We start from the raw sequence: 13,026 nt of genomic DNA, 5'->3' as shown, positions 1-13,026 counted from the left end.
AGCCCCGTCACCCCTGCGCGGCGCGCCGGGGCGGGGGAGGGGCCGGGGTGGGTGCGGCGCCGGGCGCCTCGGCGGCGGCCGCGCCGCTGCTCGGCGCCGCGCCGTCCGCCGCGGCCAGCGCCGCCTTGATCACGGGCGCCGCCTGCTCGCCCAGGTAGCGGCCCAGCGTCTGGTAGGCGTCGAACTGGCGGTGGTCGAACCACTGGTCGCTGGTGCTGTCGTTCGGGAAGGCCGCGTTGGCGACCGCGTAGGAGTGCAGCTCGTACGGCATCCCGGGGGTGAGTACGGCCTGGACGAGGACCAGCGTGCCGCGGCGCCCGCCCCCGCCCGCACCGCCGCCGCCCGTACCGCCGCCGTCCGATCCTTGCCCACCGCCCCCGCCACCGTCCCCGCCGCCGTCCGCTCCGGCGCCGCTCCGGCCGAGGTCGAGCGGATCCGGATAGTGGATGTCCCCGGTCACGACCACGGTGGCGGAGAGCCGCGCGGCCAGCTGCGCCGCCAGCCCGCGCAACGGCGCCGACCGCCCCTCGCCGGGCCCGCCCCCGGCCCCGCTGTCGGGCTGCCGGTCCGTCGCCGCGCTGCCGGGGATCAACCGCTCGGGCCCGTGCAGGGTGATGACGATGCCCAGCTCCTCACGGGCGAGGGTGATCGCCGCCGCGAGGGTGGCGGCGTAGGAGGTGTCCCCGCTGGCGTCGACGCAGACCGCCGTCCGTACGCCGTGCCGCAGCAGCTCGACCAGCCCCAGGTTCTCGTAGTGGCCGCCGTCGGTGGTGAGAAGGAAGCGGTCGTCCATCGGGAAGCGCCCGCACAGCTCCCGCAGTTGGTACTGGAGGCGGCGCACGGCCGGCTGCGGCGCACGCCGCCAGTCCTGCTCGGGCGCCCACTGCGCGGCGAGTGCGGCGGGGTTGGGCAGCCAGGTGCCGAGCCGGGAGTTGGTGACGGCGAACAGCCCCTGGTAGGCCCTTGACTGACGGCCCATCGCGGAGGAGAACGCGGCGCCGGAGACGGCCATCGCGGACTGCACCGTCAGATCCCGGGCGATGTGCCCGCGGGTGCGCCGCTCCAGCAGGTCCGTCCGGGCGTAGCCGACGTCCGGACCGCCCACGTAGTCGTGCGAGAAGGTGAACGAGACCGCCCGGCGACCGGGTGGCGTACGGGAGCTGCCGGACAGGTTCGCCGCGGCCGCGAAGATCACCTGAGGGAAGCCGGGGTGCCGGGCGCCGTAGTGGCTGAGCCAGGTCGGCTCCCGGAAGAACGGGTACGGGCGGGCCAGCGCCTCGCCGTCCTCGGTGGCCCGCCGGACGGCGAAGGCCGAGGCCAACCGGAGCCGGTAGAACGGGTGCAGGCTCATCCACGTCTGGTCCAGGTTGAGTCCGACGGCGCCCAGCACCACCGGCAGCAGCACCTGGGCGAGGACGGGCCAGTCGCGGCCGGTGGCGACCGCCCAGCCGAGGGCGAGCAGCGCCCCGACCGACAGCGCCGCGAGGGCCGCCCACACCGTCAGGTACTCGGCGGCGCCGCCGGCCAGTCCGCCGGCCTGCCGGGTGCCGCGCAGCAGGCGGCCGAGGCCGGTCGCGCCGAGCTCGATCGCCCGGCGTCCGCGCCACAGTATGCCGAGCAGCAGCGCCAGATAGCTGAGCAGCACGGTGGCGCTGAGGCCGGCGCCGGTCCGGCCCGCGTCGACCGCCATCGCCTGCTGCAGCCGGACCGCGCCCCAGGCCAGGCCCGGCAGCGCCAGGGTGCCGGTGGCCACCAGCGCGGCCAGCGCGAGGGCCGCGTGCGAGAGCCGCCGCAGGGTGCGGGGCAGCGGGTTGTCCCAGCCGAGCAGGGGGAAGGCCAGCAGCCACAGCAGCCGGCAGCCGACGGCGGCCGCCCCCAGCCCGAGGACGGCTCCGACGGCGGGCCGTCGGAGGTCGAGCGGGTCGAGACGGGCGCCGCCGCCGGTGCCCAGGCCGATCGCGGCCAGGCCGTCCAGGTCGGTCAGCGGCACCAGGCGGTAGAACTGGCTGAGCCCGAGGCCGACCACCAGCACGGCGGCGAGCAGCAGCGTCAGCGCGGCGACCAGGCCGCGCAGCAGCGTCCAGAGGGCGACCAGCCACTGGCCGGCGCCGTCGGCCAGGTACTTGGAGTGGCGCCGGAGGTGGTCCTCCTCGGGTGAGCCGGGCTCCATGACGTTGTCCGAGGTCAGGCCGGAGGCGACGGGCACCGGGCAGCCGGGCGCGGAGTCGCTGAGCGCCAGCTGCAGCGCCCCGACCGTGTACCCGCCGCCGGAGACGGAGACCAGGTAGCGGGCCTGTTGCAGCCAGGGGCGCAGCGCCTGCAGTGCGCCGAGGGTGACACAGGCCGAGCGGATCCCGCCGCCGGAGACGCAGAAGCCGAGCCGGGCGTGCTCCCGGCCGGGCGGCACCCGGGCGCCGTTGCGCCAGCGGGCGTGCTGGTCGAGCGGCGGGTGGGCGCGGCGGTCGGGCGGCCAGCGCCCGCCGTGCGCCGTGGCCACCGGCCAGGGCGGGATCAGCTCGGGGCCGCCCTGGCCGCCCGCGGAGGGCGGGGCGGTCCCGGGCGGGTCGAGCGGACCCTCGGGCGGGCCGCCGGGGGCGGACGGGCGGCGGGGCCGGTCGCGCCGGAGGGCGGCGGGCAGGGCGCGGCCGAGCGTGACGGCGAGCGCGGCCAGCGCGAACCCCCCGACCGGCAGGAGCAGCAGCCATCTGACGGTGGCGAGGGCCGCGGCGACGGCGAAGGGGGTGTCGGAGCCGCCGCCGGCCGCGAGCCGGTCGAGGCCGGCGCCGAGCAGCACGTCCTCCGCGAGGTCGCACAGGCCGGCCAGCAGCGCGCCGCCCGCCGCACCGAGTGCGACGATCCTGGTCCGCGGCCGGGAGGCGACGTACGCCCCCAACAGGCAGGCGGCGAGCAGGGTCAGGGTGTAGCCGCCGAGCAGCCAGTAGTCGGCCCGAAGGGCGGTGCGGTAGGCGCCGAGGCGGTCGCCGACCACGGCCGCGGCCGCCGCACGGGAGCCGGCCAGCTGCAGCCGGACGTCCTGCACCGGCGGGGCGCGGTGGGCGAACAGCAGGCTCCCCGACACGGCCGGAAGCAGCGATCCGAGGCCGAGCAGCAGCCCCGCCCACGCCGGTACCGGGGGCCGCCGCGCCGACTCCCGGGCCCAGGCGGCCAGGCGCCGGCCGCCTCGACCGGCCCGCCGCGCGGCGGGCCGGACCGACTCCGCCTGCACCGACTCCGCCTGCGGTACCGCCTGCTTGTGCTGCTCCTGTGCCGCCGTCACGTCCACCTCCCCCGTGACCACTCCTGCCCGACCGCTTCCGCCGGGCGACCCCGGCTGTGACCCTCCGATGCCGGCCGGTGACGGACCGGAGCAGCATCATGGCGCTTCCTACCCCGACACGCAGTACCTCGCACAGGGATTCACTCAAATGAGTAAGAAGGAGGCTCGCGGGGTAGATGACCGTTTCATCCCATCCGGGAGACCCCGCGTGTCAGCGCAACAAGACCGCCCCAACCGCGTTGCGTCCGACGTATTGTCAGGCCACCGAAGCCGGGCCTACGGTCTACGCACCACGTTCTACGCACGTAGATTCGCGGGTGGAACACCCGTGGACCCGCAGGCGGATCCGCCCCGTCAACCCTCAGACCGCTGGCCCGACCCCCAGGCTGGGCCCCGGAGTTGCGGAGGTACCCATGTCGCAGATCGTCCGCGCCGCCCTCGTCCAGACCCGGTGGACCGGTGATCAGGAATCGATGATCGCCCTCCACGAGCGGTACGCCCGCGAGGCCGCCGCCCAGGGCGCGAAGATCATCGGATTCCAGGAGGTCTTCAACGCCCCGTACTTCTGCCAGGTCCAGGAACCCGAGCACTACCGCTGGGCCGAGGCCGTCCCCGACGGCCCCACCGTCCTGCGGATGCAGGACCTCGCCCGCGAACTCGGCCTGGTCGTCGTGGTCCCCGTCTACGAGGAGGACCAGCCCGGCGTCTACTACAACACCGCCGCCGTGATCGACGCCGACGGCCGCTACCTCGGCAAGTACCGCAAGCACCACATCCCCCAGGTCAAGGGCTTCTGGGAGAAGTACTACTTCAAGCCCGGCAACCTCGGCTGGCCCGTCTTCGACACCGCCGTCGGCAAGGTCGGCGTCTACATCTGCTACGACCGCCACTTCCCCGAGGGCTGGCGCGCCCTCGGCCTGGCCGGCGCGCAGATCGTCTACAACCCCTCCGCCACCAGCCGCGGGCTCTCCGGATACCTCTGGCAGCTCGAACAGCCCGCCGCCGCCGTCGCCAACGAGTACTTCGTCGCGGCCATCAACCGGGTCGGCACCGAGGAGTACGGCGACAACGACTTCTACGGCACCTCCTACTTCGTCGACCCGCGCGGCCAGTTCGTCGGCGACGTCGCCTCCGACAAGGAGGAGGAACTCGTCGTCCGCGACCTCGACCTCGGCCTGATCGAGCAGGTCCGCCAACAGTGGGCGTTCTACCGCGACCGGCGGCCCGAGGCCTACGGACCCCTGACCGAGGCGTGAGAGGGGCCGACACCATGAGCCGAACCGTCATCCGCGGCGGCCTCGTCATCACCGCCACCGACGAACTGCACGCCGACGTCCTGATCGAGGGCGAGCGGATCGCCGCCCTCGCCGCCACCGGCAGCGACGCCGCAGCGGCCTGGGGAAACGGCGACGCCCAGGTCATCGACGCCGCCGGCCACTACGTCATCCCCGGCGGCGTCGACGCCCACACCCACATGCAACTGCCCTTCGGCGGCACCTCGGCCTCCGACACCTTCGAGACCGGCACCCGCGCCGCCGCCTGGGGCGGCACCACCACCATCGTCGACTTCGCCGTCCAACCCGTCGGCGGCGCCCTGCGCGAGGGCCTCGACGCCTGGCACGCCAAGGCCGACGGCAACTGCGCCATCGACTACGCCTTCCACACCATCGTCTCCGACGTCAACGACGGCGTGCTCAAGGAGATGGACGCCCTCGTCGACTCCGGCGAATCCACCTCCTTCAAGCTCTTCATGGCCTACCCCGGCGTCTTCTACAGCGACGACGGACGCATCCTGCGCGCCATGCAGCGCGGCGCCGCCAACGGCGGGCTGATCATGATGCACGCCGAGAACGGCATCGCCATCGACGTCCTGGTCGAACAGGCCCTCGCCGCCGGGCGGACCGACCCCCGCTACCACGGCGAGGTCCGGCACGAACTCCTGGAGGCCGAGGCCACCCACCGCGCGATCAGGCTCGCCCAGGTCGCCGGCAGCCCGCTCTACGTCGTCCACGTCTCCGCCGCCTCCGCCCTCGCCGAACTCGCCCAGGCCCGCGACGCCGGCCTCAACGTCTTCGGCGAGACCTGCCCGCAGTACCTGTTCCTCTCCACCGACAACCTCGCGGAACCGGGCTTCGAAGGCGCCAAGTACGTGTGCAGCACCCCGCTGCGCCCCCGCGAGCACCAGGAGGCGCTCTGGCGGGGGCTGCGCACCAACGACCTCCAGGTGGTCTCCACCGACCACTGCCCGTTCTGCTTCGTCGGCCAGAAGGAGCTCGGCCGGGGCGACTTCTCCAAGATCCCGAACGGTCTGCCGGGCGTGGAGAACCGGATGGACCTGCTCCACCAGGCCGTCGTCGACGGGCGGATCAGCAGGCGCCGCTGGGTCGAGATCGCCTGCACCACGCCCGCCCGGATGTTCGGCCTGCACCCGCGCAAGGGGACCATCGCCCCCGGCGCCGACGCCGACCTGGTCGTCTACGACCCCACCGCCGTCCAGACCGTCTCCGCGGCCACCCACCACATGAACGTCGACTACTCGGCCTATGAGGGCCGCCAACTCACCGGCCGCGCCCGGACGGTGATCTCCCGCGGCACCGTCCTCGTGGACGGCGGAAGCTGGCACGGACGGGCCGGCCACGGCGCCTTCCTGCGCCGGGACACCTGCCAGTACCTCACCTGAACCCCCTCGTTCCTTCCTTCCTCCCCCCTCTCCCCGCCCGGCCGCTGCCCGGGGGCCGTCACCGCCGGCCCCCGGGCGGCCCCTTCCCTGGAGCGCCCCGATGGACATCGGCCTCGTCCTGCAGACCGACCCGCCCGCCCGCCTGCTCATCGACCGCATGGTCCGCGCCGAGCGGGCCGGCTTCACCCACGGCTGGACCTTCGACTCCTGCGTGCTCTGGCAGGAGCCCTTCGTCATCTACAGCCGGATCCTGGCCGAGACCGAGCGGCTGACCGTCGGCCCGATGGTCACCAACCCCTCCACCCGCACCTGGGAGGTCACCGCCTCCCTCTTCGCCACCCTCAACGACATGTACGGCAACCGCACCGTCTGCGGCATCGGCCGCGGCGACTCCGCGATGCGCGTCGCCGGCCGCCGCCCCGCCACGCTCGCCCGGCTCTCCGAGGCCATGAACGCCATCAAGACCCTGGCCGAAGGCCGTTCGATCGAGGTGGACGGCACCGAGATGCACCTGCCCTGGGTGCGGTCCGGCGCCGAACTGCCGATCTGGATGGGCGCGTACGGCCCCAAGGCGCTCGCCCTGACGGGCCGTCAGGCGGACGGCTTCATCCTGCAGCTCGCCGACCCGTACCTCACCGAGTACATGATCAAGGCCGTCCGGGCGGCCGCCGCCGAGGCCGGCCGCGACCCCGCCGCGCTCACCATCTGCGTCGCCGCCCCCGCCTACGTCACCGACGACGACTCCCCGGCCGCCCTCGCCCACGCCCGCGAACAGTGCCGCTGGTTCGGCGGCATGGTCGGCAACCACGTCGCCGACCTGGTCACCCACTACGGCGAGCACTCCGACCTCGTCCCCGAGGCCCTCACCGACTACATCAAGGACCGGCAGGGCTACGACTACAGCCACCACGGTCGCGCCGGAAACCCCGACACCGCCTTCGTCCCCGACGAGATCGTTGACCGCTTCTGCCTCATCGGCCCGGTGGCCACCCAGCTGGAACGCCTGGAGCGGCTCCGCGCCCTGGGCGTCGACCAGTTCGCCGTCTACGCGATGCACGACGCCGTCGAACAGACCATCGACGCGTACGGCGCCGACGTCATCCCGCACCTGGCCGAAGGGGCCCGCCGGTGACCGGAACCGGCGCGATAGGGGGCGGCGCAGCCGCACCCGAGATCCAGCACCCCGACGGCCGGGTCGAGTTGGACCCGGCCGTCACCCTCCCGGCCAACGGCTTCACCAACGACGACCTGCTGCCCGTCCCCGTCGCCGGGCGCACCTGGACCACCTACAACTTCCTCGCGCTGTGGGTCGGCATGGCCCACAACATCCCGTCCTGGACGCTGGCTTCGGGCCTGGTCGCGCTCGGCATGGACTGGAAGCAGGCCGTCCTCACCATCGCGCTCGGCAACCTGATCGTGCTCGGGCCGATGCTGCTCACCGGCCATGCCGGGACCAAGTACGGTATCCCGTTCCCGGTCTTCGCCCGCGCGTCCTTCGGCCTGCGCGGCGCCAACCTGCCCGCACTCGTCCGGGCCGCCGTCGCCTGCGCCTGGTTCGGCATCCAGACCTGGATCGGCGGCTCCGGGATCTTCCTGCTGGCGGGCAAGCTGTTCGGCGAATCCTGGCGGACCGCGGCGGAGTTCGGCGGCCACCCGTGGACGCTCTGGCTCTCCTTCCTGCTGTTCTGGGCGGTCCAGATGGCGATCATCCACCGCGGGATGGACACGCTGCGGAGGGTGGAGAACTGGGCCGCCCCGTTCGTCATCGTGGGCGCGGTGGCCCTGCTGGTGTGGATCGCGGTGAAGGCCGGCGGGCTCGGCACACTGCTGTCGCAGCCCTCCGAACTCGGTTGGGGCAGCGAGTTCTGGAAGGTCTTCTTCCCCGGACTGATGGGCATGATCGGGTTCTGGGCCACCCTCAGCCTCAACATCCCCGACTTCACCCGCTTCGGGGGCGGCCAGCGCGCCCAGGCCCTCGGCCAGGCGCTGGGCCTGCCGACCACCATGACGGCCTTCGCGGTGCTCTCGGTGCTGGTCACCTCGGGCTCGGAGGCCGTCTACGGCACGGCGATCTGGGACCCGATCGAACTCACCGCGAAGATCGACAGTGTGCCGGGGATCATCTTCGCCCTGGTCACCGTGCTGGTCGCGACCCTCTCGGTGAACATCGCCGCCAACGTCGTCTCACCCGCCTACGACCTGGCCAACCTCGCGCCGCGTCTGGTCAACTTCCGTACGGGGGCGCTGATCACGGGCGTGGTGGGGATCGCGATCTTCCCGTGGAGGCTGCTCTCCAGCCCCGAGATGTACATCTTCACCTGGCTGGGCCTGGTCGGCGGCGTGCTCGGTACGGTGGCCGGCATCCTGATCGCCGACTACTGGATCGTCCGCCGCACCCTCCTCGACCTGGCCGCCCTCTACACCCCGGGCGCCGGCCCCTACTGGTACCGGGCGGGTTGGAACTGGCGCGCCGTGCTCTCCTTCGGCGTCGGCGGGCTGCTCGCCGTCGGCGGCTCGTACTCCACCGTCGACTCCGCCGGGGCGGCGACCGGCCCGTTCCCCGTCGACGGCCTGATCCCGGTGCTGAAGCCGCTCGCCGACTACGGCTGGGCCGTGGGCTTCGCGGCCGGCCTGCTGCTGTACACGCTGTTGAGCCTGGACTCCCGGGCCAGACAGGGGTGATGGGGCGGGGGCTGCCCGGCTAGCGGGGCTGTTTCCGGTCGCCGGGGCCGTCGGCTGGGGCTTCTCAACCCGCCAGGCGCTCGGCGGTGGTCAGTACCCTGGCGGCGCCGTCCTCGGCGGCGAGGGTGGCGGCGAGGGACCGTGCGCGGTCGAGGTGGCGGGGGTCGTCCAGGGCCCGGCGGATCGCGGCGGCCAGGAGCGGGGCGGTGAGCCGGTGCAGCGGGACGGGACCGGGGGAGACGCCGAGGCGGGTGGCGCGGGCGGACCAGAACGGCGCGTCGAGCTGGCCGGGGACGGGGACGACGGGCGTTCCGGCGCGCAGGGCCGCGGCGGTGGTGCCGGCGCCGGCGTGGTGGACGACGGCTGCCATCCGGGGGAAGAGCCAGTGGTGCGGGGTGTCGCCGACGGTGAGGACGGTCTCGCTGTCGGCGGCGCCGAGGCCGCTCCAGCCGGACTGGAGGACGGCCCGGACCTTGGCGGCCCGCACGGCGGCGAGGACGGTGGCGGTGAGGCGTTCCGGGTCCGGGACGACCAGGCTGCCGAAGCCGACGAAGACGGGCGGCGGGCCGGCGGCGAGGAAGTCGACGAGGCGGGCCGGGGGTTGCCAGGTGTAGTCCTGGTGCGGCCACCAGTAGCCGACGACTTCGAGGCCGGGGTGCCAGTCGGCGGGCCGGGGGATCACGGCGGGGGAGAAGCCGTGCAGGATCCGCTGGTTGCGGCGGGCGCGGGCGATCCCCCGTGGTGGCAGGCCGAGGCGGCGGCGCAACCCGCGGACGGCGGGGGCGAAGAGCTGGTCGACGGCGGCCTGGACGGCATGCCCGGCGAGCAGGTTCCCGGTCCGGCCGAGGGACCGGGTGCCGGTCACGGCCGGGGCGAACTCGCGGGTGGGGGCCAGCGGTTGGAGGTACAGGGCTAGGCTGGGGATGCCGGCGGCCTCGGCGGCGACCTGGCCGAAGGCGGCGGTGGTGCCGGTGGTGAGCAGGAGGTCGGCGCCCAGGGCGGTGGCGTCGGCGATGCCGTCGCCGAGGGCGGGCATGAACGCACGGCCCAGGCGCAGGAGTCGAAGGATCGCCGACGGTCCGGAGCCGGCCTGCAGAAGGCGTTGGCCCCGGGCGGAGGCGAGTTCCTCGCGGGGGTCGATCGGGAGCGGGCGGAACTCCAGGCCGGCGGCGCGTACGGATTCGGCGAAGGTGCCGTGGGTGGCCACCGCCACCTGGTGGCCGGCCGCCTGGAGGCGGGTGCCGAGACCGGTGAAGGGGGCGACGTCACCCCGGGAGCCGGCGGCGGCGATCAGGATGCGCATGGCCGCAGTATCGCGCCGCCCGCCGGTCCGGGCGAGGATGCCACGCATGGGGCCTCTCTTTCGGGCCACGCCAGGCGGGCGGCGTGATCCGCAGGAGCGGCCCTGGGCCCGGGAACCGGACAGGTGTGCGCCGGCGTCCACGGCAGTGGAGCGGTCGGCTCGGGTGCCGCCGCGACGGAGGGCGGGAGGACGGACGGATGAGCATCGTCGCGTGGATCGTGCTGGGGCTGGTGGCCGGGGCCCTGGCCAAGCTGCTGCTGCCGGGGAAGGACCCGGGCGGCCTGGTGGTGACCACTCTGATCGGCATCGCCGGGTCCTTCGTCGGGGGCTGGATCGCCTCGAAGGTCTTCCACCGGTCCGTGTCGGCGCACTTCTTCGACCTGGCGACCTGGGCCTCCGCGATCGGCGGGGCCCTGGTGCTGCTGATCCTCTACCGGATCTTCTTCGGGAACTCCCGCAGCTGACGTGATGTACCGGCAGGGCCGGTCCGGCCGCGGCCCCTGGCCGTCCGTCGGCCGGCCCTGAGCCGTCTGGTCGTGCGCCGGCTGGTCGTGAGCCGGCTGCTGTCGCGTTGCCTGTCCTGCTGTCCGTTCCGGGGCAGCCGGACCGCGATCCGCAGCCCGGAGCGGACGTGGCTGTCCGGCAGTCGATCGGCGACCTCCGTCAGCGACTCGGTGCGCTCGGGCGGTTTCCGGCCGCGGCTGCGGGTGGCGAGCGCCGCCGCCAGTGCGGCGGCGACCGCGCCCACCACCGCCTCCGGGTGGAAGTGGGTAGTGAGCGCCTGGAGTTCGGCCTGTCAGGCCTCCGCGTCGAGGTTCTCCGCGAACCACGCGCCGAGCGGGGCCACCCGCAACGCCGCGCCGTTGCCGTACGAGCCCTGGCCGCAGAACTGCCGCGCGGTCACGGCCCGCCAGTCGTCGCCGCGGCGGATCTCGCGCAGCACCCGGTACGTCGACGGGCCGTACTTGCGGTTGTACTCCCTGGTGAACTCCTCGGCGAACCCGTCGGCCGGCGCGTCCGGTCGGACCTCGCCGTGCTGGACCAGGTGGCGGAGCAGGACGGCGGCCGTCGCCGTGTCGTCCGTCGAGTGCCACGGGGCCGGGCGGGCAGCCGGGCGGCCCCTGTTGCTCAGGGGTTGCGGAGCAGGCCGCCGAGCAGCAGGGCCCACACCGCCTCGAGGCGGTCCGGAGCACTCGGGTCGTTCCACTCCACCGCGTACGCCGGATCGTGGAAGTGCGCGGTCGCCTCGAACACGGCCCTGGCGGTCGTGCCGATGTGGGTGGGGCGGAAGTCCCCGGCCTCGACGCCGTCCTGGATGATCCGGCCGATCTGGGCGATCAGGGTCTCGATGTGGGCCTCGACCGTGCTGCCGGTCTCCGGGATCAGCGCCATGTAGGTGGCGAACAGCTCCGGGTCGTCGAGCGCCTTCTTCTTCTTGGCCGTGAACAGGGTCACCAGCCAGCGGTGCAGGCGCTCCACGGCGGGGCCGGGCTCGATGGCGACGAGTTCGAGGCTGGTGTGCGTCTGGTCGAGCCAGCGCCGGGTGACGGCGTCGCGCAGTGCCGCCTTGCTGGGGAAGTGGCGGTAGACGCTGCCGTGGCTGACACCGAGGGTGCGGGCGACGTCCACGACGGTGGCCTTGGCCGGGCCGAACCGCCTGAGGACGTCCTCCGCCGCGCTCAGGATCTGCTCGGGGGTGAGTGCGTTGTCCGTGGTCACGGGGACACGTCCTTACGGGTGGTGCGTCCGCCACCGGGGTGGCGCACGGTCGTGCGGCTGACAGGCGGTCCGGCGCTCGGCGGCGAGCCCGTCGGCGGCGTCTGCCGCGCTCAGTGCTCGCTGTCGAGATGGGCCATCTGTGCGGCAGCGTACCTGTCCCCGGCGGCGGACCCGGCGGGGACCGCGGCCTCGATGGCGGCGAGGTCGGCCGGAGTGAGCTCGACGTCCAGCGCGCCGAGGGCCTCGGTGAGACGGTCGCGGCGGCGGGCACCGACCAGCGGGACGATGTCCTCGCCGCGTGAGGCGACCCAGGCGATCGCGACCTGCGCGACGGTGGCGCCCTTGGCGGTGGCGATCGCCCGCAGGGCCTCGACCAGGGTGAGGTTGTGGGTGAGGTTGTCGCCCTGGAAGCGCGGGCTGTGGCCGCGGAAGTCCGTACCGGCCAGCTCGCGGTCGGGGCTCCAGTGGCCGCTGAGCAGGCCGCGCGAGAGCACGCCGTAGGCGGTGATGCCGATGCCCAGCTCGCGGGCGGTGGGCAGGATCTCCGCCTCGATGGAGCGGGAGATCAGCGAGTACTCGATCTGCAGGTCGCTGATCGGGTGCACGGCGGCCGCGCGCCGCAGGGTGTCGGCGCCCACCTCGGACAGGCCGACGTGGCGGACGTAGCCGGCCTTGACCAGGTCGGCGATGGCGCCGACGGTCTCCTCGATCGGGACGTTCGGGTCCAGCCGGGCCGGGCGGTAGACGTCGATGTAGTCGGTGCGCAGGCGGCGCAGGGTGTACGCGAGGGAGGACTTGGTGGCGGCCGGGCCGGCGTCGTAGCCCAGCCAGTCGTTGGCGGGGCTGCGCTGGGCTCCGAACTTCACGCTGATCTGGACGTCCTCGCGGTTGCGACCGCGCAGTGCGTCGTGGATCAGCAGCTCGTTGTGGCCCATTCCGTAGAAGTCGCCGGTGTCGAGCAGGGTGACGCCGGCGTCGAGGGCGGCGTGGATGGTGGCGATGCTCTCGGCCTCGTCGGCGGGGCCGTAGAGGTCGGACATGCCCATGCAGCCGAGGCCGAGAGCGGAGGTGGCCGGGCCGGTGGCGCCGAGGGTGGTGCGGGGGGTGGTGGGCACGGGGGGCTCCTGGGTGCGGGGAGGGGTGGCTGGCGTGTTTCAACTATGGCATGACGGATGACAGATTTCAATATCTGTCATCCGTCATTCGTTATTCGTCACCTGGAGTCCGTCATCCGTCACCTGGAGTCCGTCATCCGTCACCGCCGTGGGGGGGGGGGGGGGGGCCCCCCCCCCCCCCCCCCCCCCCCCCCCCCCCCCCCCCCCCCCCCCGCCGGCCGCGGGCCCCCCCCCCCCCCCCCCCCCCCCC

9 protein-coding genes and 1 pseudogene are annotated in these 13,026 nt (G+C 74.0%); 5 read left to right on the top strand and 5 right to left on the bottom strand.

Annotated elements, in window-relative coordinates; translation table 11 throughout:
* Positions 1–7: 7 nt before the first annotated feature.
* Positions 8–3,277, bottom strand: coding sequence for a hypothetical protein (locus ACGFZP_RS13720; RefSeq protein ID WP_392931835.1), 3,270 nt, complete (start codon positions 3,275–3,277; stop codon positions 8–10).
* Positions 3,278–3,690: 413 nt separating this feature from the next.
* Between ACGFZP_RS13720 and ACGFZP_RS13715 the strand changes: the two genes are divergently transcribed.
* From ACGFZP_RS13715 to ACGFZP_RS13700, 4 genes are all read left to right on the top strand, one after another.
* A complete protein-coding gene (locus tag ACGFZP_RS13715; protein ID WP_392931833.1) occupies positions 3,691–4,533 on the top strand; it encodes a nitrilase-related carbon-nitrogen hydrolase in 843 nt (280 codons plus the stop codon).
* 14 nt (positions 4,534–4,547) lie between these two features.
* Positions 4,548–5,957, top strand: coding sequence for a dihydropyrimidinase (hydA, locus tag ACGFZP_RS13710; protein WP_392931831.1), 1,410 nt, complete (start codon positions 4,548–4,550; stop codon positions 5,955–5,957).
* Between the two features lie 100 nt (positions 5,958–6,057).
* Entirely contained in the window at positions 6,058–7,089 is a 1,032-nt protein-coding gene (locus tag ACGFZP_RS13705; protein ID WP_392931829.1) for a TIGR03842 family LLM class F420-dependent oxidoreductase, read from the top strand.
* The gene (locus ACGFZP_RS13700) at positions 7,086–8,639 is read left to right on the top strand and encodes an NCS1 family nucleobase:cation symporter-1 (RefSeq protein WP_392931827.1); all 1,554 of its coding nucleotides are present in this window, start codon (positions 7,086–7,088) and stop codon (positions 8,637–8,639) included. Before ACGFZP_RS13705 ends, ACGFZP_RS13700 begins: the two co-directional genes overlap by 4 nt.
* 64 nt (positions 8,640–8,703) lie before the next feature.
* On the opposite strand, the gene ACGFZP_RS13695 is transcribed toward ACGFZP_RS13700, so the two are convergent.
* Positions 8,704–9,942 (bottom strand): glycosyltransferase, encoded by a 1,239-nt coding sequence (locus tag ACGFZP_RS13695; protein ID WP_392931825.1) that lies wholly within the window; start codon positions 9,940–9,942, stop codon positions 8,704–8,706.
* A 197-nt stretch (positions 9,943–10,139) separates the two neighbouring features.
* Between ACGFZP_RS13695 and ACGFZP_RS13690 the strand changes: the two genes are divergently transcribed.
* Complete coding sequence (locus ACGFZP_RS13690; RefSeq protein WP_392931823.1) at positions 10,140–10,406, top strand: GlsB/YeaQ/YmgE family stress response membrane protein; 267 nt, start codon at positions 10,140–10,142, stop codon at positions 10,404–10,406.
* Here ACGFZP_RS13690 and ACGFZP_RS13685 read toward each other — a convergent pair.
* The 3 genes and pseudogenes from ACGFZP_RS13685 to ACGFZP_RS13675 form a co-directional block, all read right to left on the bottom strand.
* Positions 10,373–11,110, bottom strand: a pseudogene (locus tag ACGFZP_RS13685) (ADP-ribosylglycohydrolase family protein). The gene ACGFZP_RS13690 and the pseudogene ACGFZP_RS13685 sit on opposite strands and share 34 nt — an antisense overlap.
* Entirely contained in the window at positions 11,071–11,661 is a 591-nt protein-coding gene (locus ACGFZP_RS13680; protein WP_392931821.1) for a TetR family transcriptional regulator, read from the bottom strand. Before ACGFZP_RS13680 ends, ACGFZP_RS13685 begins: the two are co-directional and overlap by 40 nt.
* Before the next feature lie 110 nt (positions 11,662–11,771).
* Positions 11,772–12,776 carry an aldo/keto reductase gene (locus tag ACGFZP_RS13675; RefSeq protein ID WP_392931819.1) on the bottom strand — a complete coding sequence of 335 codons (1,005 nt, stop codon included), beginning with the start codon at positions 12,774–12,776 and terminating at the stop codon, positions 11,772–11,774.
* Between the last annotated feature and the right edge of the window lie 250 nt (positions 12,777–13,026).

This window comes from Kitasatospora sp. NPDC048239 (genome assembly GCF_043202015.1).
GTDB lineage: Bacteria > Actinomycetota > Actinomycetes > Streptomycetales > Streptomycetaceae > Kitasatospora.
This window is presented reverse-complemented; position numbering and strand designations above follow the sequence as displayed.

Bases quoted from the DNA above. Each gene is read 5' to 3' on its own strand.
- ACGFZP_RS13715 (WP_392931833.1), top strand. From the start codon at position 3,691: ATGTCGCAGATCGTCCGCGCCGCCCTCGTCCAGACCCGGTGGACCGGT.
- hydA (WP_392931831.1), top strand. From the start codon at position 4,548: ATGAGCCGAACCGTCATCCGCGGCGGCCTCGTCATCACCGCCACCGAC.
- ACGFZP_RS13705 (WP_392931829.1), top strand. From the start codon at position 6,058: ATGGACATCGGCCTCGTCCTGCAGACCGACCCGCCCGCCCGCCTGCTC.
- ACGFZP_RS13695 (WP_392931825.1), bottom strand. From the start codon at position 9,942: ATGCGCATCCTGATCGCCGCCGCCGGCTCCCGGGGTGACGTCGCCCCC.
- ACGFZP_RS13690 (WP_392931823.1), top strand. From the start codon at position 10,140: ATGAGCATCGTCGCGTGGATCGTGCTGGGGCTGGTGGCCGGGGCCCTG.